This window comes from Pseudomonas sp. LP_7_YM (assembly GCF_004364435.1).
In the GTDB taxonomy this organism is placed as follows: Bacteria; Pseudomonadota; Gammaproteobacteria; order Pseudomonadales; family Pseudomonadaceae; genus Aquipseudomonas.
In genome coordinates this window covers 190,878-211,518 of record NZ_SOCT01000001.1, presented here as the reverse complement: position 1 = coordinate 211,518, position 20,641 = coordinate 190,878, and the positions used below count along the sequence as shown (strand labels likewise).

Sequence of the window (20,641 nt, the reverse complement as noted above, 5' to 3'; positions counted from 1 at the left end):
CAGGCCAGTGTCCGGCTTTTTTTTTCACAAAAAAGCCCGGTATTCGAAAACCAGGCTATCAGGAAAACATTTTTCAGCGTGCGGGGCTTAGCCTGCCCTTCTCATCCGAAAACACTATCTCCACCCGCCGATTTTGCGCGCGGCCACGTTCAGACGTATTGCCATCGACAGGAAACTGATCTCCATAGCCTTCGACCTGAATCCGCTCATCCTCGATCCCCAGATCAGCCAGCACGTCCGCCACAGCCTGGGCACGATCACGGGACAATTTCAGATTTTCCTGACTGTCGCCGGTGCTGTCGGTGTAGCCTTCGATTCGGATCACGCGTTTGGGATTAAACTGCAGGAACTGTACGACCTTCAGCACCGTACGATTGGCCGAGCTTTTCAGCTCCGCCCGGCCTGTATCGAACAGCATGTCACCCAATGTCATCACCAGACCCCGTTCGCTCTGCTGGGTCGACAGGCTGATCACCTGGTCTTCGGCCCACTTGCCTTGCTGTTGTGCACTGGCGAGCTTGGCCTCGCGCAAGGCCAATTGCAGCCGTTGGCGCTCCAGCTCCAGACGCGCGAGCTTTTCCTGATTGAGAAGTAATTGGCTGTGCTCAGCCGCGATGGCGCTGTAGCGACTGCTTAGGTAGGCGTAATGACTGACGTCCTCCGAACTGCCGACGTAGCCGGACATACGCTCGGCCCGAGCCAGGAGCTCACCGGCGCGAATCACGTCCCTTGGTGCACTGCGCAAGACATTGGTGTTGTCCTTTACCTTCTGGAAATCGGCGTTGGCGTCCTGCAAAGCCTTTTCACTGCTTTGATGAACCGCACAACCGTGCAGGCCGATGCTGCATAGCAGCAGGCCAGCGCTGAAGATGCTGGGGATGCGATTCATTGCGCAGCCCCCAGTTGTTTACGCAGACGCTCCAGTCGCAGGTTGACCTGGGCGAGTTGCTCTGCACTCTTCTCGGTCAGCACGCGGGCTTCGGCCAGCCGCGCGTCCAGCTCAGCCTGTTCGGCTTGCATGCGTGCATGCTTGTAGGCTTCGTCAGCCATGTCTGCCTGTGCCTGGGCCAACTTCGACTGAGCGGCGGCCATGTCGGGCTGGTCGTCGACAGCCCCAACGGCAGTTGCCTGGGCAACGGCCTGCTCAGTGAGTTTCAATTGCGCGGTCGGTGCAGGGTCATTTGCGCAGCCCAGCAGCGAAGTGATTGCCATGGCCGCGAGTAAACATCGTGCTTTCAAAAAAACGCTCAAGACAACATTCCTACTGATTTGTGGCGCCGGTCGGCTGCTGCAACTGCGCCTTCCACAACTCCAGATTGCGCGTAACGGCATCACTGGAACGGCCCGAAGCCGCCAATTCTGTCATTTTTTTCGCCAGCTGTCCGCGTAACCACGAATCGTTACACGCCGAGTTAAACGACAGCGCCAAATACAGCCCCGGTCTGTCCAGGGGCAAGGGTTGCGCTAACAAGTCCTTAGACATGCCCAAGGTCTGGAGCAGCGCACCGCCTGTGTAGCGGCCCGCCAGGACGTACTCGACCTGCCCCAGCATCAGCTTCTGAAAAGCCTGAGTGAGATTAGGCAACCTGTCGAGCGAGAGCTGCTCCTTGAGTGCAGCGTCGAAGACCGGAGTAACCCGCACCTTTTCGGAGATCGCGCCCGGATGCCCGTGCAGATCCATAAGGGAATTGAACGGCTGAGTCTGGCCCGAACGCGTCCAGACCATGATTTCGTTCCGGGTGATCGGCGGGTGGATGAAATCCAGCGATTCCAGTTCAGTGCCGTTCAAGGGCGTATCGGCCAGCAGATCCATCCGCCCGGTACGCACCTCCTCAAGGGCCTGACCCCGCTTACCTGCGTAAAGCAGCTCGACCTTGACACCGATTTGTGTCGCCGCTTCCTTGAGCAGGTCAGCATTGGCGCCCATCAGGTGCCTGGGATCCTGCGGATCGCGCCACAGATACGGCGGCGCGTCCGGACTACCGGTCACCACCAGCCGGTCGCAGCTGCCTGCTGCAAATGCGCTCATCGACTGCATAAGCAAACAGCCTGTAACCAGCAATGCCAGCTTGAGCCTTGGCGATGACATGGCAACATCCTTATTCGATCCAATAAAAAACCCGTTCATTCGGGGCTTTGCAAAGCGCAAGTCATTCGACATCAACGCTTTGAAGCAGCCCCGAAATGAACGGGTTGTCTTTATAAGTCAGGTGGCTGGATTAGACCAGCTTCTCCAACTCGGGAATGGCTTCGAACAGATCCGCGACCAGACCGTAATCGGCCACCTGGAAGATCGGCGCTTCTTCATCCTTGTTGATCGCAACGATCACCTTGGAGTCTTTCATGCCCGCCAGGTGCTGAATCGCGCCGGAAATACCGACAGCGATGTACAGCTGTGGCGCAACGATCTTGCCGGTCTGGCCGACCTGCATGTCGTTGGGTACAAAACCTGCGTCGACGGCTGCGCGGGAAGCGCCGACAGCAGCGCCCAGCTTGTCGGCCAGTGCATACAGGTGCTTGAAGTTATCGCCGTTCTGCATCCCGCGACCACCTGAAACGACAATCTTGGCAGCCGTCAGCTCAGGGCGATCAGACTTGGCCAGCTCTTCGTTGACGAAGGAAGACTTGCCCGCGTCGTGAGCAGCGCTTACCACTTCTATAGCAGCAGAGCCACCCTCTGCGGCACCGGCGTCGAAACCGGTGGCGCGAACGGTGATGACCTTGATAGCCGCCGACGACTGCACGGTAGCGATGGCGTTACCGGCATAGATAGGACGCTTGAAGGTATCAGCGCTCTCCACCGAGATGATTTCGGAGATCTGATCGACGTCCAGTTGCGCGGCCACGCGTGGCAGGATGTTCTTGCCGTTGGAGGTGGCAGCGGCCAGCACATGGCTGTAACCGCAGGCAAGCTCAGCCAGCAGCGGCGCGACGTTTTCAGGCAACTGGTGAGCGTAGGCCGCATTGTCAGCGACCAGGACTTTGGCCACGCCCGCGATTTTCGCCGCGGCTTCGCCGACGGCGCCCACGTTCTGGCCAGCGACCAGCACATGAATGTCACCACCGATCTTGGTGGCAGCGGCGACGGTGTTCAGGGTGGCGGGAGCGATTGCGCCGTTTTCGTGCTCAGCGAGTACCAGGATAGTCATCAGATCACCTTCGCTTCGTTTTTCAGTTTCTCGACCAGTTCTGCAACCGACTTGACCTTGATGCCAGCGCTACGAGCAGCGGGCGCTTCGACCTTGAGGGTCTTGTTGGTCGAAGAAGTCGAAACACCCAAAGCGTCAGGGGTCAGCACTTCAAGCGGCTTCTTCTTGGCTTTCATGATGTTCGGCAGCGATGCATAACGTGGCTCGTTAAGACGCAGGTCGGTGGTCACGATTGCTGGCAGTTTCAACGAAACGGTTTGCGCGCCGGCATCGATTTCACGGGTTACGTTGACGCTGTCGCCAGAGACTTCAACCTTGGAGGCGAACGTGCCCTGGGCGTAACCGCTCAACGCAGCCAGCATCTGGCCGGTCTGGTTATTGTCGCTGTCGATTGCCTGCTTGCCGAGGATGACCAACTGAGGCTGCTCTTTATCGACAACGGCCTTGAGCAACTTGGCCACGGCCAGCGAGGTTAACTCTTCAGCGGATTCAACGAGGATGGCGCGATCGGCGCCGAGCGCCAGAGCGGTACGCAGTTGCTCCTGGGCGGTGGTCGGGCCAATGGAAACGACGACGATCTCGGTCGCAACACCCTTCTCTTTCAAGCGTACGGCTTCTTCCACGGCGATTTCGCAGAAGGGATTCATCGACATTTTTACGTTAGCGAGATCGACGCCGGAGTTGTCCGCCTTGACGCGAACCTTGACGTTGTAGTCGACCACTCGTTTGATAGCTACAAGAACCTTCATGGATTCCTCGTTACTCTCCGGTGAAAAGAAGTCGCCAGGCTCAACCCGGCGATGGGTACACGTCAGTGTAAAGAACACCTTTGAAAACAGCGTATTCGTTGTTGCCTAACGGTGAGTTCAGCAAAAGACAACCGCGCTCGCGTTCCAGGCCAAGTCATTCGCAGGCCGCGCGTGTAAACTGCTCCCCGCTTGCCGGCTCTGCGGATGAAGAAGCAGTTGCAGCACAGCACTCGCGTCGTTTTCAGAGGGGTTCTCCTGGTAACGGTCAGCTTACGGCGAGCGCAAAACCGCCCGTATCTTGACCGGAACGCCTATTGCGGTCAATACGACAAAAACGCCAGTCACCAGCCGTCTCCCTATGTTTTATCAGGGTTTCAGCTGATTCAAACAAACGTTTGTATTGGACCTGCAAGGTGGTGTAGATATAATGCGCCCCTTTGAGATGACACCGGATCGCACCACTTGCGTGTGTCGGTTTTTAGCGACTTATAAAAAAATACCGTTGAGCCTTGATCAGGAGATAGCCAGTGGAACGCGAATTTATGGAATTCGACGTCGTCATCGTCGGAGCCGGCCCCGCAGGGCTCTCAGCCGCGTGCCGTCTGAAACAGAAGGCCGCCGAAGCTGGCCAGGAAATCAGTGTCTGCGTGGTGGAAAAAGGCTCCGAAGTCGGCGCTCACATTCTTTCCGGCGCCGTGTTCGAGCCTCGTGCGCTCAACGAACTGTTCCCCGACTGGAAAGAACTCGGTGCACCGCTGAACACGCCAGTCAAAGGCGACGATATTTACGTGCTGACCAGCGCCGAAGCCAGCACCAAGGTGCCCGGTGCCCTCGTGCCCAAGACCATGCACAATGAAGGCAACTATATTATTTCCCTCGGTAACCTGTGCCGCTGGCTGGCGCAACAGGCCGAGAACCTGGGCGTAGAGATCTATCCGGGGTTCGCCGCTCAAGAGGCGCTGATCGACGAACACGGCGTGGTTCGCGGGATTCTCACCGGTGACCTGGGTGTCGACCGTGAAGGCAATCCAAAAGATGGCCTGTACACCCCCGGCATGGAGCTACGCGGCAAATATACCCTCTTCGCCGAGGGCTGCCGCGGCCACATCGGCAAACAACTGATCAAGCGTTTCAACCTGGACAGCGACGCCGACGCCCAGCATTACGGCATCGGTCTCAAGGAAATCTGGGAAATCGACCCGGCCAAACATCAACAGGGGCTGGTGGTGCATACCGCCGGCTGGCCTCTGGACGTAATGGGCACCGAGAACACCGGAGGCTCGTTTCTGTATCACCTGGAGAACAATCAGGTAGTGGTGGGTCTGATCGTCGATCTGTCCTACGCCAACCCGTTCCTGTCGCCGTTCGACGAGTTCCAGCGAATCAAGCATCACCCTATCCTCAAACAGTACCTGGAAGGTGGCAAGCGCATCAGCTACGGAGCGCGGGCGATCTGCAAAGGTGGCCTGAACTCGTTGCCGAAGATGGTTTTCCCTGGCGGCGCGCTGATCGGTTGCGATCTGGGCACTCTGAACTTCGCCAAGATAAAAGGCAGCCACACCGCGATGAAGTCCGGCATGCTGGCTGCCGAGTCGGTGGCTGATGCGCTGATCGCGGGCAGTGAAGGCGGCGACGCGCTGGACGCATACGTCGAGGCATTCAAGGGCAGCTGGCTGCATGAAGAACTGTTCGCCAGCCGCAATTTCGGCGCAGCGATCCACAAATTCGGTCCGATTCTGGGCGGCGCGTTCAACTTCATCGACCAGAACCTGTTCGGCGGCAAGATCCCGTTCACGCTGCATGACAACAAGCCTGACTACGCATGCATGAAGTTGGCGGCCGACTCCAGGCGCATTGATTATCCGAAACCGGACGGCAAGCTGAGCTTCGACAAATTGAGTTCGGTGTTCATCTCCGGCACCAACCACGAAGAAGAGCAGCCTTGCCACCTGAAGCTGAAGGATCCGAGCATTCCGATCAGCGTGAACCTGCCGAAGTACGACGAACCTGCGCAGCGCTATTGCCCTGCGGGTGTGTACGAGGTGGTGACACAGGAGGATGGCGCCAAGCGCTTCCAGATCAATGCGCAGAACTGCGTGCACTGCAAGACCTGCGACATCAAGGACCCGTCGCAGAACATTACCTGGGTGGCCCCTGAAGGTGCGGGCGGACCGACTTACCCGAACATGTAAAAAGCAGCAGCGAGTTTAAGCTCCAAGCTACAAGAGAACGGCGCCGATCAGGGCGCCTTTTTGCTGACCAGGGCTGAGCCGGCATAACGACCCATCCCTGTAACGGTGGAGCGAATTCATTCGCGATGCCATCGTCGTTTCGCCACACCTGTATTGAACGTACCCGCTCTTTGCGAATGAAGTTGCTCCCACAGGGGAAATGTTTTCACTCTCGGGATCTTTAGGCCGAAATCTTCAACCGCTCGCCCTCTTCCCCCGGACTGCGTTCGAAGTAACGTTTGTATTCGCGGCTGAACTGCGACGTACTCTGATACCCAACGCTGTGCGCCACCTGCGCCACGCCCATGCCTTCGCCGATCAGCATCTGCTGAGCCTTGATCAGCCGCAGGCGCTTGAGATATTGCACGGGCGAAAGCAGGGTGCTGCGCTTGAAATGCTCATGAAAGGTCGAAGCACTCATGTTCGCGCAGCGGGCCAGCTCCTCTACGCCAAGCGCTTCGCTGTAGTGATCGCGCAGATGCTGCAAGGCTGCGGCGATACGCGCGAAATGCCCCTGCTGCTCGACCAGCGCCCGCAGCACACCGGCCTGGGGTCCGCGCAGCGCTGCATAAAGAACCTCTCTCACCCGCGCCGGCCCCATCACCTGCGCGTCCAGAGGATCGTGCAGGCAACGCAACAGACGCTCGACACTTTCGCGCATCGATGCATCCAGCAGCGCCGAACTCATGGATTCCGGCGTCTGCGCCCGCACCGTAACATCCGGCGCCTGCCCCATGGCCTGCACCAACTCACTGAGCACCGTGCGATCGATCATTACCGCCACGCCGTACATGGGCTCCTCTGGGGTGGCGAAGGTCTCGCACATGAAGGGCACCGACAGCGCCTGCACCAGATAATGGCCGGCGCCGTACTCCAGGGTCCGGGATCCCAAACGCGCGAGCTTGCTGCCCTGGGCGAGGATCACCAGGCTCGGCTCGTAGATCTGTGGACTGCTGGCCACGTAGTGCGCCCAGGACATCGCCTGCACACCGGGGACAAGGGTGTCGACGAAACCCGGGCGCGAGGCGAGCGGCTTGATCAGGGACACCAGCGTGGCATTGGTGTCGCAGTGAAAGGTCAGAGACATGGGCAACCGGACAGAGGATTAGACACCGCAATCATCGCAGATCCAAGGCACGCTGCAGTAGCCGATGAAGATTTTTCGGAGGATTAGGCATGACACACGGAGGAATGGTCATGGCCGGAAACGAACTTGCTGCGCAGAATGCTCCGCCTCACCTGTATCGTCTTTGCGAGGTTTCATATGTACACAGCCATCGGTTATGCCGCTCAATCGGCCACTGCCCCCCTCGCCCCCATGACGTTCAATCGTCGCACTCCGCGTCCGGACGATGTGGCCATCGATATCCTTTACTGCGGCGTTTGCCACTCCGACATTCACCAGGCACGCAACGAATGGGGTATCGCCGTCTACCCGTTGATGCCTGGCCACGAAATCGTTGGTAAGGTCACCGAAGTCGGCGCCAATGTTACCCGGCACACAGTCGGTGATCTGGTCGGTGTCGGCTGCATGGTCGACTCCTGCCGTCATTGCGAAGCCTGCGCTGCAGACCTTGAACAGTACTGCCTGGAAGGTCCGACCATGACCTATGCCACGCCGGACCGTGTCGACGGTACCAATACCATGGGCGGCTACTCCAACAGCATCGTGGTCAGCGAGCATTTCGTGGTGCGCATTCCCGAGAAGCTGAATCTGGCCGCCGCTGCGCCGATTCTCTGCGCCGGCATCACCACCTACTCCCCTCTGAAGCATTTTGGCGTCAAGGCCGGGCACAAGGTGGGTGTACTGGGCATGGGCGGCCTGGGCCACATGGGCATCAAGTTCGCCAAAGCAATGGGCGCAGAAGTCACCCTGTTCACCCGTTCGGCGAGTAAGGCCGAAGAGGCTCGCCGTCAAGGTGCCGATCATGTGGTCGTATCCACCGATGCCGCGCAGATGAAAGCCGCAGCCGGTCGCTTTGACTTCCTGCTGGACACCATTCCGGTGCAGCATGACCTGAATCCCTACCTGGAAACCCTGCGTTTCGACGGCGTACACATTCTGGTGGGTCTGATCGAACCGGTGGATCCGGCACTGCACGCCGCTAACCTGGTCATGAAGCGCCGCGTGCTGGCCGGTTCGTTGATTGGCGGCATCGCAGAAACCCAGGAAGTGCTGGATTTCTGCGCCGAGCACGACATCAGCTGCGACATCGAGATGCTCGATATCAAGAACATCAACGAAGCCTACACCCGCATGATCGCCGGAGACGTGAAATACCGTTTCGTGATCGATATGGCGACGCTCAAGGCCTGATTGCGGACCGCCCCGCTTATTGCGGGGCGATTTCTGTGGGGCCGAATTGATTCTATCCCACAGGCTGTGCGGTACGGAGCCGATCCGCGCCGCAAACGTTCGCCCTATCCCCCAAGCTCTGCCGACAACCGCGCCGCGGTCTCCTTGATCACAGGCACCAGCTCGGCCATCTTTTCCAGCGGCATATAAGGCACGGTACTGGCGATGCTGATCCCGGCGACGATGCGTTTGCTGGCATCGCGAATCGGCGCCGCCACGCAACGGATCGAAGGCTCGTTGTCCTCCAGATCGAAGGCATGGCCGCCCTTCACGTACTCGTGCATACGCTCACGCACCTGCTCCCAGGTCTGCTCCTGATGGGCGGGCCAGAGCGGGTGTCTCGCAACGTCCGGCACGCTGAGGTCATACAGCCGCCGCCATTCGCTCTCCGGGCTGTCCAGTAACAGCGCTTTGCCGATTCCGGTGCGCGCCAGTGGCATGCGATGGCCCACTCGCGAACGCATTTCCGGACCGTTGCGGCCCGGGTTCTTGTGCAGGTACAGCACCTCATCGCCGTCACGCACGGCCAGATGCACGGTATCGCCGGTGAGCGCTGACAACTCGTCGAGAAACGGCCGGGCCAGCATCGCCAGCGGCAACTCTTCCCTGGCTTGAAATCCCAGTTCGATCAGCTTGGGGCCCAACAGATAGCCGACCTGCGGCAAAATACGCAGGTAACGCTCTTCCACCAGGCAACTGGCGAGCCGATGGGTCGTGCTGCGAGTGGTGCCGATCAACCGCGCGATTGCCTTGAGATCGCGAGCGCCGCTGGCCACTGCCTGCACCACGCCCAGGCCGCGCAACAGGGTTTGTGTGCCGGTGGGCGCGGCGTGTTTGCCCGTCACGCCTGGGGTGTCGGTAGTGTCTTGCATATCACGCCTTATCGAATCAGAAAGCTGGCGGCATTATCGTCGCCAGCTCTTTGCAGGCCAAGGGTTACAGTTCGATCCGCTCGACCTTGCCCACCAACAGGATGTAGGACAGCGCGCCGAGTAACGCCAGCACGGCGATGTAGGTGATCGCCGGAGCGAAGGACTCCCCGGATGCAAGCAAGCCGATGACGATGGGCGTAGCGATGGCAGCCAGGTTACCGATCAGGTTGAAAGTGCCCCCCGTCAGGCCCAGCAAACGCGCGGGAGCCAGCGTTGAAACCAGCGACCAGGTAATCGACGCCAGACCGTTGCCAAAGAATGCCAAAGCCAGAAACGCAATGACCAGCGGGGTGGACTCGACGTAGTTGGCGCCAATGATCGAGGTCGAAATCAACAGCCCGGCAATGATCGGCAGTTTGCGCGCAAAGCCTATCGTATGGCCGCGACGAATCAGCCAGTCCGAGAAGAAGCCTGAGCACAGCACGCCAACAAAGGCCGCCAAAAAGGGTAACGAGGCCAGCAGGCCGGATTTGATGAAATCCATACCGCGGTACTTCACCAGATAGGTCGGGAACCAGGTAAGGAAAAACCACAGGGTCGAGTTCAGGCAAAACTGGCCCAGGTAGATACCCCACAGTTTGCGCTTGCTCAGCACGATGCCCAGGTCCTGCCAGCTGAATCCGCCCTTCTGTTTGACCGTGTCGCTCTGAATGTCGACCAGGCCGCCGCCCTCCTTGATCAGGTCGATTTCGCCCTGATTCACGCCTTTGAAATCCCGCGGTTCGCGATAAACCATGTACCAGATCGCCGCCCAGATGACACCCACGCCACCGGTGGCAACAAAGACCATGTGCCAGCCGAACGAAGCCTGCAGCCAGGCCAGCACAGGTGTGAGAAAGGCCAGCCCGACAAACTGCCCGGAGGTGTAGAAACCGACCGCAGTGGCTCGCTCCTTTTCAGGGAACCAGGCCGTGACCACTCGGCTGTTGATGGGATAGGCCGGCGCCTCTAACGCGCCCACGGCCATGCGCAGAAGGAACAAGCCGATGAAGCTGCCGACGAAGCCGAGAAAGATGGTCGCCACTGACCACAGTGCCAGCGCCACGGTGTAAAGAATGCGCGGTGGCACGCGATCCACCAGCCAGCCACCCGGCAATTGCATGGCGGCGTAGGTCCAGCCGAATGCCGAGAACACCAGGCCGACATGCACCGGATCAATACCCAGCTCGCTGGTCAGCGCAGGGGCGGCGATGGAAAGGTTACTGCGGTCCAGGTAGTTGATGACCACGGTGATGAACAGCAGCACCATGATAAAAAAGCGTTTGCGGGTCGGCGTGGCCGTGATCGCTCGCGCCTCCGGCAAGGTCTGTGTGCGCATGGGAGTGCCTCTTTTTATGGTTGTCTGAGGTCTAAGGTCGTGTGTCTTTTTTCTTGATCATTCCCCCGCTGCGCGTGGGAATGCCGTCCCGCACGCTCTGCCTCCGACATAGACGACGCCGAGCGTCGGTGGATGCGTTCCCACGCGGAGCATGGAAACGATCATTGTCGAACTGGCCCGGGGTTCAAATCACCACTCGGCGAAACTGCCATCGGCATGCCGCCAGATCGGGTTACGCCAGCGATGCCCGATGGCCGCGCGCTCCTTGACGTACTCCTCGTTGATCTCGATCCCCAGGCCAGGACCGTTAGGGATCTTCACCATGCCTTTGTCATAGTCGAAAACTTCGGGATTTTTGATGTAGTCGAGCAGGTCGTTGCTCTCGTTGTAGTGAATGCCCAGGCTCTGCTCCTGAATGAAGGCGTTGTAACAGACCGCATCCAGTTGCAGGCACGCGGCGAGGGCGATCGGCCCCAGCGGGCAATGCAGGGCCAGCGCCACGTCGTAGGCTTCGGCCATGTTGGCGATCTTGCGCGTTTCGGTGATGCCGCCCGCGTGAGAGGCGTCGGGCTGGATGATGTCGACGTAGCCTTCACTCAATACACGCTTGAAATCCCAGCGCGAGAACAGGCGTTCGCCCAGCGCAATCGGCGTGCTGGTCAACGGCGCCAGCTCCTTGAGCGCTTCGTAATTCTCGCTGAGCACCGGTTCTTCGATGAACATCAGCTTGTACGGGTCCAGCTCCTTCATCAGCACCTTGGCCATGGGTTTATGCACCCGGCCATGGAAGTCAACGCCGATGCCGACGTTGGGGCCGACCGCGTCACGCACAGCCGCGACGTTGGCCAAGGCCAGATCGACTTTTTCAAAGGTGTCGAGGAACTGCAGTTCTTCGGTGCCGTTCATCTTCACGGCGGTAAAACCACGGGAGACCGCCTCCTGGGCGGCCCGTGCAGTGTCGGCCGGGCGGTCGCCGCCGATCCACGAGTACACACGAATCTTGTCACGCACCTGCCCGCCCAGCAGGTCGCTGACCGAAACCCCCAGCGCCTTGCCTTTGATGTCCCACAGGGCCTGGTCGATGCCGGCCAATGCGCTCATGTGGATCGCACCGCCGCGGTAGAAACCGCCGCGATAGAGCACGGTCCAGATGTCTTCGATGTTGCGCGGGTCTTTTCCGATCAGGTAGTCGGACAGCTCTTCCACGGCAGCGGCGACCGTGTGCGCGCGGCCCTCGACCACAGGCTCGCCCCAGCCGGTGACGCCCTGATCGGTTTCCACCTTCAGAAAGCACCAGCGCGGCGGCACGATGAAGGTCGTGAGTTTGGTGATTTTCATCTCATATCTCTCTTGTTCGAAGACGCTTGTTCGAAGACGGTTTTTCAATAACGGCGCGTCGTGGACGGCTCTAAAGATCTCACTCGGACTATGCACTCGCAGGGCGGTACTGATTCCAGGCAGCCACATAGGCCTTGGCCCGCTCAGCCACATCGTCGGCGCTCATGCCAGGCTTGAACAGGCCCGAGCCCAGACCGAAGCCGCGTACGCCCGCATCAAGGAACACCTTCATGTTGTCCGGGGTGATGCCTCCGACGGGCAGCAGCGCCGTGCCTGTCGGCAACACCGCCAGCCAGGCCTTGACCACGGCAGGCCCCATTTGCTCAGCAGGGAACATCTTCAGCACATCGGCGCCATTGGCCAGCGCCGCAAAGGCTTCTGTTGGCGTCGCTACCCCCGGTGAAAGCAGCAAGCCCTCGGCCTTGGCGGCACGCAATACTTCAGGATCGCTGTGGGGCATGACGATGACCTGCCCGCCCGCCTCCTTCACGTGACGCACCTGCTCTGTGGTCAGCACGGTGCCGGCACCGATCAGACAATCAGCAGGCAAGCTCTGACGCAGCAGACGGATACTGTCGTACGGCTGTGGAGAGTTGAGCGGCACTTCGATGACGCGAAAACCTGCGGTGTACAGAACGTCGCCAATTGCAGGCGCTTCTTCGGGGCGCAGGCCACGCAGGATGGCGACCAGGCCGTTTTGCGCGAGGGCTTGTTTGAGCATTTCAGTTCTCGACATGAAGGGGCCGTGAATCGGCCGTAGAGGAGGATGAGATCAGACCGGCCTGCACCGCGACCTGCCACAGGCCACGCTCGGTGGCTTGCTCGGCGATAGTGATCTGCGGGAAGCCGCTGGCATCCAGTGCACGCTGATAACGCTCGAGCAATGGGCCGCTACCGATCAGGATCACCGCAGGCAAAGCGGTTTCGGTCTGTTTGAGCAATTGGACAAGCGCCGCGATTTCGTGGCCGATCAGCAGGCCGGACAGATAATCGGCCTGTGCAGCACCGGACAGCACGCCGGTCAGGCCCAGCGTCCGGGTGCTGAAGATGGTCGACAGCGGGCCCGCCGCCCCCTGAGGCAAGCGGGCAACGCCGACGCCGCGATCAAACGCCGCCGAATCGAATGCATCACCGCGTTGCAGCGTACGACCGAGGATGGTGTGGCTGGACAACGCGGCGTAGACCTCGCCTGTCATGAAGGTGTCGAAATGCACGATACGGCCGTCCTGCGCCCTCACCCACTTCGAATGGCTGCCAGGCAGACCAATCAGCAGGGGTTTACGGGTTTCGCTGGCGGGCAAGGAACTGAGGATACCGAGGACTTGTGTTTCTTCGCCGCGCATGACGTTGGGCAGCTCGGAACGTTGCAGTACACCCGGGACAATATGCACATCAATCCCACGCAGGCTACGTACCGTCACCAGCGCGCTGCTGAGCGCGCCAACGCTGGCGGGCGTTTCCTGATACACAGCCTCACGCCAGCCTTGCGCGCTGCCCACCATGCCACAGGCAATGACCGGAAGTTCAGGTTCGGCGTCGAGCCAATCGCCACAGGCTTCGTCGAAAGCCAGTTCGAAGCCGTCGCAACACCGCTGTCCGGCAATGGATCGCGGCGTCGTAGGCAACTGCATGATGCCCGCGTCGAGCGAGCGGTGTTCCAGTACCCGGCCCTGGTCACCGAGTCGATACGCGCGAAGGGACGTCGTTCCCCAGTCGAGCGCGATCAATTGCGCCTGCATGGCTTCACCTGATTGTTGTTGAGGAGTGAATGCAAGGCGAACTATAAACCTGAACGCTCCGACATCTCAATATGTAATTTTCATGTTCATATATTGGGATTTAGGTGATTTGTAATGGACGTACTCATGGTTAACAGTCTCCGGCCATTGGTCATGCACTCGGCGTTGGAAGCGGGCCGGGATGGGGTTGAGCGTGTGCGGGCATGGATGCCAAATCCGATGCACCGTCGAATCTGCAGGGGCACAGCGGCGCCAGCGAAAGCCAAAGCGGTGGGTCAGCTACGGATGGATGCCGGATACACCGCGTTCGCTGCCGTCGTAACCTCCGGCGTCTCCCACAGGGAGTGCGACGAACCTTTTAAATTGCGCAGCTTTTCATCTCGCTTTTGAGGTTTGCCATGCCAGCCCAGGCGCCGCCGAACACGACGTGGATGCAGGCGTCAATCCGCGGCAAGCGAGACGCTTCTCCGTCGGGCAGATTCCATATCAGCGCCTCCGGAACACTCCAATACTTCCATAAAAAAACCGCCTCTTGAGGCGGTTTTCTTATTTCTGGCGACAACGCTGGATCAGCGCTCCAGCAAAATCCGCAACATACGGCGCAACGGTTCGGCCGCGCCCCACAACAGCTGGTCACCCACAGTGAATGCGCCCAGGTACTGCGACCCCATGTTCAGCTTGCGCAGACGACCCACCGGAACATTCAGCGTACCGGTGACCGCAGTCGGGCTCAGCTCTTTGATACTGGCCTCACGATTGTTCGGTACCAGCTTCACCCAAGGGTTGTGCTGACTGATCATGCCTTCGATGTCGGCAATCGGCACATCCTTGTTCAATTTGATGGTCAGCGCCTGGCTGTGGCACCGCATGGCGCCGATGCGCACACAGATGCCGTCCACCGGAATCGGACGGTGGAAGCGACCCAGAATCTTGTTGGTCTCCGCCTGCCCTTTCCATTCCTCGCGGCTCTGACCGTTGGGCAGTTCCTTGTCAATCCAGGGAATCAGGCTGCCAGCCAGTGGCACACCGAAGTTTTCGGTCGGAAAGCTTTCGCCGCGCATGGCTTCGGCCACTTTGCGATCGATGTCCAGAATGGCGCTGGCCGGGTTGGCCAACTCGTCGGCGACCGACGCGTTGATAGCGCCCATCTGCTTGATCAACTCACGCATGTTCTGCGCGCCGGCCCCGGAGGCTGCCTGATACGTCATGACGTTCATCCACTCCACCAGACCGGCCTCGAACAGCCCGCCCAGGCCCATCAGCATCAGGCTGACGGTGCAGTTGCCGCCGATGAAGTTTTTGGTGCCGGCGTCCAGTTGCTGGTCAATGACCTTGCGGTTGACCGGATCGAGAACGATCACCGCGTCGTCCTGCATGCGCAGCGAAGACGCCGCGTCGATCCAGTAGCCCTGCCAGCCCGCTTCACGCAGTTTCGGGAACACCTCTCTGGTGTAGTCGCCGCCCTGGCAGGTCAGCACCACGTCCAGGGTCTTGAGCTCATCGATGCTGTACGCATCCTTCAGCGGCGCAATGTCCTTGCCCACCGACGGACCTTGTCCGCCGACGTTGGAAGTGGTGAAAAAAACCGGCTCAATGAGATCGAAATCCTGCTCTTGCAGCATGCGCTGCATGAGCACGGAACCAACCATACCGCGCCAACCGACCAGACCTACACGTTTCATCGCAACTACACCTTAATTAAAAGTGGGGCCCTTCGCGCAGAGAGTCTTTCGACTCGATCTTGCAGCAGTGGGCCCGAGATATTACAGATTGCTCAGCGCGGCGACTACGGCATCACCCATTTCTTGAGTCCCGACTCTGACATTGCCGTCGGACCAGATGTCACCGGTGCGCAGGCCCTGGTCCAGCACCAGGCTTACGGCCTTCTCGATAGCGTCCGCCGCCGTGTGTTGATTGAAGCTGTAACGCAGCATCATCGACACCGACAAAATGGTCGCCAGCGGGTTAGCGACGCCTTTGCCGGCAATGTCCGGAGCCGACCCATGACAAGGCTCGTACATGCCCTTGTTGTTCGAATCCAGCGACGCCGACGGCAACATGCCGATGGAGCCGGTAAGCATTGACGCTTCGTCGGACAGGATGTCGCCAAACATGTTGTCCGTGACTATGACGTCGAACTGCTTCGGCGCACGGACCAGCTGCATGGCAGCGTTGTCGACGTACATGTGGCTCAGCTCGACGTCCGGATAATCCTTGGCGACTTGCTCGACCACTTCGCGCCACAACTGACTGGAGGCCAGCACGTTGGCCTTGTCCACCGAGCACAGTTTTTTGTCGCGCACACGCGCCATGTCGAAACCGACGCGGGCAATGCGGCGGATCTCGCTCTCGCTGTACGGCAAGGTATCGTAGGACTGACGCTCGCCGTTTTCCATCTGGCGCGTGCCACGCGGCGCGCCGAAGTAAATACCACCGGTCAGCTCACGAACAATGAGGATGTCCAGACCCGCGACGATCTCGGGTTTGAGGCTGGAGGCATCGGCCAGTTGCGGATAGAGAATCGCCGGACGCAGGTTGGCAAACAGGCCCAGTTGCGAACGGATTTTCAATAGACCGCGTTCAGGACGAATGTCACGCTCGATGGTGTCCCATTTCGGGCCGCCCACGGCGCCCAGCAATACTGCGTCGGCCGCACGGGCACGGTCCAGGGTTTCATCCGCCAGTGGCACGCCGTGCGTGTCGATGGCCGCACCGCCGATGACGTCGTGGCTCAACTCGAAATCGAGCTGAAACTTGTCGTTGGCCATTTTCAGCACTTTGACCGCTTCGGTCATGATTTCCGGACCGATGCCATCGCCAGGGAGAATCAGAATCTGCTTGCTCATAAGGGTCCTCGTTCAAAACAAAGATCGGCCCGCAGAACAGGGCCGACTCGGGAGCGGCGAGTCTGCGGCTGCAAACTGCAACAAAGCAGTCGCGCCGCACATCGTTTGCCGCTTATAGCTTAAAGCTGCTCTTCACGGAACAGCCACGGCTGACTGGCGCGGTGCTTGCTCTCGAACGTTGCGATCGCCTCGCCGTCCACCAGCGTCAGGCCGATGTCATCCAGACCGTTAAGCAAGCAATGCTTGCGGAAGGCGTCGATTTCAAAGCTGTACACCTTGCCACTTTCTGCCGTCACGGTCTGGGCTTCGAGGTCGACCTTCAGCTCATAGCCCGGCCTGGCTTCCACGGCCTTGAACAGCTCGTCGACTTCGCTTTCGCTGAGGATGATCGGCAGCAGGCCATTCTTGAAGCTGTTGTTGAAGAAGATATCGGCATAGCTCGGCGCGATGATGCTGCGAAAACCGTATTCTTCCAGCGCCCACGGCGCATGCTCACGGCTCGAGCCGCAACCGAAGTTTTCCCGGGCCAGCAAGACGCTGGCGCCTTGATAACGCGCGTGGTTGAGGACGAAGTCGGGGTTCAGTGGACGGTTGGAGTTGTCCTGATACGGCTGGCCCACATCCAGATAACGCCACTCGTCGAACAGGTTCGGACCGAAACCGGTACGACGAATCGACTTCAGAAATTGTTTGGGAATGATCTGGTCGGTGTCGACGTTGGCGCGATCGAGCGGGGCCACCAGACCTGAGTGTTGAGTAAAAGGCTTCATGTCAGGCTCCTTATTGCTGGCTCATGGTACGTACGTCGACAAAGCGGCCATTGACCGCCGCCGCTGCGGCCATCGCCGGGCTGACCAAGTGGGTGCGACCACCGGCGCCCTGACGGCCCTCGAAGTTGCGGTTGGACGTGGACGCGCAGTGCTCGCCACTTTCCAGGCGGTCCGGGTTCATTGCCAGGCACATGGAACAACCCGGCTCGCGCCATTCGAAACCGGCTTCGAGAAAGACCTTGTCCAGCCCCTCCCTTTCTGCCTGCTCTTTCACCAGACCTGAGCCGGGCACCACGATCGCCTGTTTGATGGTCGATGCCACCTTGCGGCCTTTGGCGATGTCCGCCGCAGCGCGCAGGTCTTCGATCCGCGAGTTGGTGCAGGAGCCGATGAAGACACGATCAAGCTGAATATCGGTAATCGCCTGGTTGGCCTTCAGGCCCATGTACTTCAAAGCACGCTCGATGGAACCACGCTTGACCAGATCAGCTTCCTGCGCCGGATCCGGCACGTTCTGATCCACGGCCACGACCATCTCCGGCGAAGTACCCCAGCTCACCTGTGGCTTGATCTGCGCGGCGTCGAGCTCGACCACGGTGTCGAACACCGCGTCGTCATCGGAAACCAGATCCTTCCATGCCTCGACGGCTGCGTCCCACTGTGCGGCGGTCGGTGCGAATGGACGCCCCTTGACGTAGGCGACGGTCTTCTCATCCGTGGCCACCAGACCGACCCGGGCACCCGCCTCGATGGACATGTTGCAGATGGTCATGCGGCCTTCGACGGACAGGTCACGAATGGCGCTGCCGGCGAATTCGATCGCATGACCGTTACCGCCTGCGGTGCCGATCTTGCCGATGATCGCCAGCACGATGTCTTTGGCGGTGACGCCGAATGGCAGCTGGCCTTCGACCAGCACCCGCATGTTCTTCATTTTCTTGGCGACCAGGCACTGAGTGGCGAGTACATGCTCCACCTCGGAAGTGCCGATGCCGTGAGCCAAGGCGCCGAATGCGCCGTGGGTCGAGGTGTGCGAGTCGCCGCAAACCACGGTCATGCCTGGCAGGGTGGCGCCCTGCTCCGGCCCGATCACGTGCACGATGCCTTGACGCACATCGTTCATCTTGAATTCGGTAATGCCGTACTCGTCGCAGTTGTCATCCAGGGTTTTGACTTGCAGGCGCGACACCTGATCGACGATGGCGTCTACGCCGTCCTTGCGATCCGGGGTGGTCGGCACGTTGTGGTCCGCTGTGGCAACGTTGGCGTCGATGCGCCATGGCTTTCGACCCGCCAGACGCAGGCCTTCGAACGCCTGCGGCGAGGTCACTTCATGGATGATATGACGATCGATGTAAAGCAGCGCCGAACCATCGTCGCGCTGTTTGACCAAATGCGAATCCCAAAGCTTGTCGTAGAGCGTTTTGCCGGTCATCAGACGGTTTCCTCATCAGCGTGTTTCTATACCCGGGTCATCCACGTCACGGCGACGCTTCAAAGACCCTTGGCTTGTGGGCAGATGCTACGAGCCCGAGCCCAAGCGCTCAAACCCAAGGTTTCACCAAATGTGACCTTGAAGCTCTGCAGCCCTCGAGCCAGGGGAGCATCTGCATCAGCGTGTTTCTATGCTTCGGGGACGCTTGACAGTAGCCGTCAGGCAATAACCCTTTCGCTTGTGAGGGAGATGCTATGGAATATGTTTAAATAACTCAAATTCATATTTTTCATGCTTTGGATAACTAACAGGAATTCGAGATGGACCTGGCGAACCTCAATGCCTTCATAGCCATTGCCGAGACCGGCAGCTTTTCGGCCGCTGGCGAACATCTGCACCTTACCCAGCCTGCCGTCAGCAAACGCATTGCAGGGCTGGAGCAGCAACTCAACGTACGCCTGTTTGATCGCCTGGGACGCGAAGTGAGCCTGACGGAGGCCGGACGCGCATTGCTGCCACGCGCCTATCAGATCCTTAACGTGCTGGATGATACGCGCCGAGCGCTGACTAACCTGACCGGAGAAGTCAGCGGGCGTCTGAGCCTGGCGACCAGCCACCACATAGGCCTGCACCGTCTGCCCTCCTTATTAAGGACGTTCACCCGAACCTATCCCGACGTTGCGCTGGACATCGAGTTTCTGGATTCGGAAGTGGCCTATGAAGAAATTCTCCATGGACGTGCGGAGCTGGCAGTCATCACCCTGGCGCCCGAGCCGCACTCTTTGGTCAAGGCAGTGCAGGTCTGGGACGATCCACTGGATTTCGTCGCCGCCCCCGAACACCCGCTGGCCAATACCCCGAACGTCAGGCTGGCCGATATCGTCGGCTACCCGGCCGTATTCCCTGGCGGTAATACCTTCACCCATCACATCGTCAGTGGCTTGTGCGAGGCTCAGGGGCTCAAGCCCAATATCGCCATGAGCACCAATTACATGGAAACCATCAAGATGATGGTCTCCATCGGACTGGCCTGGAGCGTATTGCCCAGGACCATGCTCGATGAGCAAGTCAAACGCATTCCGCTGCCGGGTATTCAGTTGCGTCGCCAGCTGGGCTACATAGTCCATACCGAGCGCACACTGTCGAACGCCGCAAAGGCCTTCATGGCGCTGCTGGATGCCCAGACAGAGGTGGCCGAGCGGTGATGGCCCAAGCCATTGGAGTAACAGTAAACAAAGAAGGCGCCTCCAGAGGCGCCTTCTTTCATTTACTGGCCAGGTATCAATGAGCCAGGGTTTTCTGCCCGTTGATCTGGATGCGTTTTGGCTTGGCCTCTTCAGGCACTAGACGCAATAGATCGATGTTCAACAAACCATTGGCCAGTGCTGCATTTCGCACTTCGATATGGTCGGCCAGGCGGAACGACAGTTTGAACGCACGCTGGGCAATACCCTGATGCAGGAAGGTCACGCCTTCGGCGGCGTTTTCGCGCTTGCTGCCGGTGACGGTCAACACACCCTTCTCAACCTGCAACTCAAGGTCTTCCTCCTGAAAACCCGCAGCCGCGATGACAATGCGATATTGGTCATCTGCGTGTTTCTCGACGTTATAGGGAGGGTAGCTGCTGGCCGACTCGTTACGGGCTGCCGATTCGAACAGATCGTTGAAGCGGTCGAAGCCTACGGAAGAGCGAAAAAGTGGAGCCAGGGAAAATGCAGTAGTCATGTGAATCTCCTGATAAATCAGCAAGTGTTTGTCTCCGCGACCCGACTTCGGCA

At 59.5% G+C, this 20,641-nt stretch carries 19 protein-coding genes; 3 read left to right on the top strand and 16 right to left on the bottom strand.

Translation table 11 applies throughout. The annotated features are described in order from the left end of the window. Positions 1-73: 73 nt before the first annotated feature. From EC915_RS01025 to EC915_RS01005, 5 genes are all read right to left on the bottom strand, one after another. On the bottom strand, positions 74-889 hold the full coding sequence (locus EC915_RS01025; protein WP_133748668.1) for an OmpA family protein: 816 nt from the start codon (positions 887-889) through the stop codon (positions 74-76). Next, a complete protein-coding gene (locus EC915_RS01020) occupies positions 886-1,239 on the bottom strand; it encodes a DUF4398 domain-containing protein (protein ID WP_372237847.1) in 354 nt (117 codons plus the stop codon). The genes EC915_RS01025 and EC915_RS01020 overlap by 4 nt, the downstream gene beginning before the upstream one ends. A 22-nt stretch (positions 1,240-1,261) precedes the next feature. Further along, positions 1,262-2,089: an ABC transporter substrate-binding protein gene (locus tag EC915_RS01015; RefSeq protein WP_133748666.1), complete on the bottom strand. Its 828-nt coding sequence runs from the start codon at positions 2,087-2,089 to the stop codon at positions 1,262-1,264. Between the two features lie 130 nt (positions 2,090-2,219). Beyond that, complete coding sequence (locus tag EC915_RS01010; protein ID WP_133748665.1) at positions 2,220-3,149, bottom strand: electron transfer flavoprotein subunit alpha/FixB family protein; 930 nt, start codon at positions 3,147-3,149, stop codon at positions 2,220-2,222. Next, positions 3,149-3,898 (bottom strand): electron transfer flavoprotein subunit beta/FixA family protein, encoded by a 750-nt coding sequence (locus tag EC915_RS01005; protein WP_133748664.1) that lies wholly within the window; start codon positions 3,896-3,898, stop codon positions 3,149-3,151. Before EC915_RS01005 ends, EC915_RS01010 begins: the two co-directional genes overlap by 1 nt. A gap of 527 nt (positions 3,899-4,425) precedes the next feature. Between EC915_RS01005 and EC915_RS01000 the strand changes: the two genes are divergently transcribed. Beyond that, entirely contained in the window at positions 4,426-6,090 is a 1,665-nt protein-coding gene (locus EC915_RS01000) for an electron transfer flavoprotein-ubiquinone oxidoreductase (protein WP_133748663.1), read from the top strand. Between the two features lie 220 nt (positions 6,091-6,310). Here EC915_RS01000 and EC915_RS00995 read toward each other — a convergent pair whose 3' ends face one another. Beyond that, complete coding sequence (locus EC915_RS00995; RefSeq protein WP_133748662.1) at positions 6,311-7,216, bottom strand: AraC family transcriptional regulator; 906 nt, start codon at positions 7,214-7,216, stop codon at positions 6,311-6,313. Between the two features lie 177 nt (positions 7,217-7,393). On the opposite strand from EC915_RS00995, the gene EC915_RS00990 reads away from it, so the two are divergent. Beyond that, positions 7,394-8,446 (top strand): NAD(P)-dependent alcohol dehydrogenase, encoded by a 1,053-nt coding sequence (locus EC915_RS00990; protein WP_133748661.1) that lies wholly within the window; start codon positions 7,394-7,396, stop codon positions 8,444-8,446. A 104-nt stretch (positions 8,447-8,550) separates the two neighbouring features. On the opposite strand, the gene EC915_RS00985 is transcribed toward EC915_RS00990, so the two are convergent. From EC915_RS00985 to leuC, 9 genes are all read right to left on the bottom strand, one after another. Then, the gene (locus EC915_RS00985) at positions 8,551-9,357 is read right to left on the bottom strand and encodes an IclR family transcriptional regulator (protein WP_133748660.1); all 807 of its coding nucleotides are present in this window, start codon (positions 9,355-9,357) and stop codon (positions 8,551-8,553) included. 64 nt (positions 9,358-9,421) lie between these two features. Then, positions 9,422-10,735: an MFS transporter gene (locus EC915_RS00980; RefSeq protein WP_133748659.1), complete on the bottom strand. Its 1,314-nt coding sequence runs from the start codon at positions 10,733-10,735 to the stop codon at positions 9,422-9,424. A 189-nt stretch (positions 10,736-10,924) separates the two neighbouring features. Beyond that, on the bottom strand, positions 10,925-12,073 hold the full coding sequence (gene dgoD / locus EC915_RS00975; protein WP_133748658.1) for a galactonate dehydratase: 1,149 nt from the start codon (positions 12,071-12,073) through the stop codon (positions 10,925-10,927). Between the two features lie 88 nt (positions 12,074-12,161). Next, on the bottom strand, positions 12,162-12,794 hold the full coding sequence (locus EC915_RS00970) for a 2-dehydro-3-deoxy-6-phosphogalactonate aldolase (RefSeq protein WP_133748657.1): 633 nt from the start codon (positions 12,792-12,794) through the stop codon (positions 12,162-12,164). 1 nt (position 12,795) lies between these two features. Then, positions 12,796-13,812: a 2-dehydro-3-deoxygalactonokinase gene (locus tag EC915_RS00965; RefSeq protein WP_133748656.1), complete on the bottom strand. Its 1,017-nt coding sequence runs from the start codon at positions 13,810-13,812 to the stop codon at positions 12,796-12,798. A gap of 569 nt (positions 13,813-14,381) precedes the next feature. Then, positions 14,382-15,494 carry an aspartate-semialdehyde dehydrogenase gene (gene asd, locus EC915_RS00960; RefSeq protein ID WP_133748655.1) on the bottom strand — a complete coding sequence of 371 codons (1,113 nt, stop codon included), beginning with the start codon at positions 15,492-15,494 and terminating at the stop codon, positions 14,382-14,384. A gap of 81 nt (positions 15,495-15,575) precedes the next feature. After that, the gene (gene leuB, locus EC915_RS00955) at positions 15,576-16,658 is read right to left on the bottom strand and encodes a 3-isopropylmalate dehydrogenase (RefSeq protein ID WP_133748654.1); all 1,083 of its coding nucleotides are present in this window, start codon (positions 16,656-16,658) and stop codon (positions 15,576-15,578) included. Positions 16,659-16,777: 119 nt separating this feature from the next. Beyond that, a complete protein-coding gene (gene leuD / locus EC915_RS00950; protein WP_133748653.1) occupies positions 16,778-17,428 on the bottom strand; it encodes a 3-isopropylmalate dehydratase small subunit in 651 nt (216 codons plus the stop codon). A 10-nt stretch (positions 17,429-17,438) separates the two neighbouring features. After that, a complete protein-coding gene (gene leuC / locus EC915_RS00945; protein ID WP_133748652.1) occupies positions 17,439-18,863 on the bottom strand; it encodes a 3-isopropylmalate dehydratase large subunit in 1,425 nt (474 codons plus the stop codon). A gap of 320 nt (positions 18,864-19,183) precedes the next feature. On the opposite strand from leuC, the gene EC915_RS00940 reads away from it, so the two are divergent. Next, entirely contained in the window at positions 19,184-20,068 is an 885-nt protein-coding gene (locus tag EC915_RS00940) for a LysR family transcriptional regulator (RefSeq protein ID WP_133748651.1), read from the top strand. 76 nt (positions 20,069-20,144) lie between these two features. Here the strand turns inward: EC915_RS00940 and EC915_RS00935 are convergent, their stop codons facing one another. After that, a complete protein-coding gene (locus EC915_RS00935) occupies positions 20,145-20,588 on the bottom strand; it encodes an Hsp20 family protein (protein WP_133748650.1) in 444 nt (147 codons plus the stop codon). Positions 20,589-20,641: the final 53 nt, after the last annotated feature.

Bases quoted from the DNA above. Each gene is read 5' to 3' on its own strand.
- EC915_RS01025 (WP_133748668.1), bottom strand. From the start codon at position 889: ATGAATCGCATCCCCAGCATCTTCAGCGCTGGCCTGCTGCTATGCAGC.
- EC915_RS01015 (WP_133748666.1), bottom strand. From the start codon at position 2,089: ATGTCATCGCCAAGGCTCAAGCTGGCATTGCTGGTTACAGGCTGTTTG.
- EC915_RS01010 (WP_133748665.1), bottom strand. From the start codon at position 3,149: ATGACTATCCTGGTACTCGCTGAGCACGAAAACGGCGCAATCGCTCCC.
- EC915_RS01005 (WP_133748664.1), bottom strand. From the start codon at position 3,898: ATGAAGGTTCTTGTAGCTATCAAACGAGTGGTCGACTACAACGTCAAG.
- EC915_RS00995 (WP_133748662.1), bottom strand. From the start codon at position 7,216: ATGTCTCTGACCTTTCACTGCGACACCAATGCCACGCTGGTGTCCCTG.
- EC915_RS00990 (WP_133748661.1), top strand. From the start codon at position 7,394: ATGTACACAGCCATCGGTTATGCCGCTCAATCGGCCACTGCCCCCCTC.
- EC915_RS00985 (WP_133748660.1), bottom strand. From the start codon at position 9,357: ATGCAAGACACTACCGACACCCCAGGCGTGACGGGCAAACACGCCGCG.
- EC915_RS00980 (WP_133748659.1), bottom strand. From the start codon at position 10,735: ATGCGCACACAGACCTTGCCGGAGGCGCGAGCGATCACGGCCACGCCG.
- dgoD (WP_133748658.1), bottom strand. From the start codon at position 12,073: ATGAAAATCACCAAACTCACGACCTTCATCGTGCCGCCGCGCTGGTGC.
- EC915_RS00970 (WP_133748657.1), bottom strand. From the start codon at position 12,794: ATGCTCAAACAAGCCCTCGCGCAAAACGGCCTGGTCGCCATCCTGCGT.
- EC915_RS00965 (WP_133748656.1), bottom strand. From the start codon at position 13,812: ATGCAGGCGCAATTGATCGCGCTCGACTGGGGAACGACGTCCCTTCGC.
- asd (WP_133748655.1), bottom strand. From the start codon at position 15,494: ATGAAACGTGTAGGTCTGGTCGGTTGGCGCGGTATGGTTGGTTCCGTG.
- leuB (WP_133748654.1), bottom strand. From the start codon at position 16,658: ATGAGCAAGCAGATTCTGATTCTCCCTGGCGATGGCATCGGTCCGGAA.
- leuD (WP_133748653.1), bottom strand. From the start codon at position 17,428: ATGAAGCCTTTTACTCAACACTCAGGTCTGGTGGCCCCGCTCGATCGC.
- leuC (WP_133748652.1), bottom strand. From the start codon at position 18,863: ATGACCGGCAAAACGCTCTACGACAAGCTTTGGGATTCGCATTTGGTC.
- EC915_RS00940 (WP_133748651.1), top strand. From the start codon at position 19,184: ATGGACCTGGCGAACCTCAATGCCTTCATAGCCATTGCCGAGACCGGC.
- EC915_RS00935 (WP_133748650.1), bottom strand. From the start codon at position 20,588: ATGACTACTGCATTTTCCCTGGCTCCACTTTTTCGCTCTTCCGTAGGC.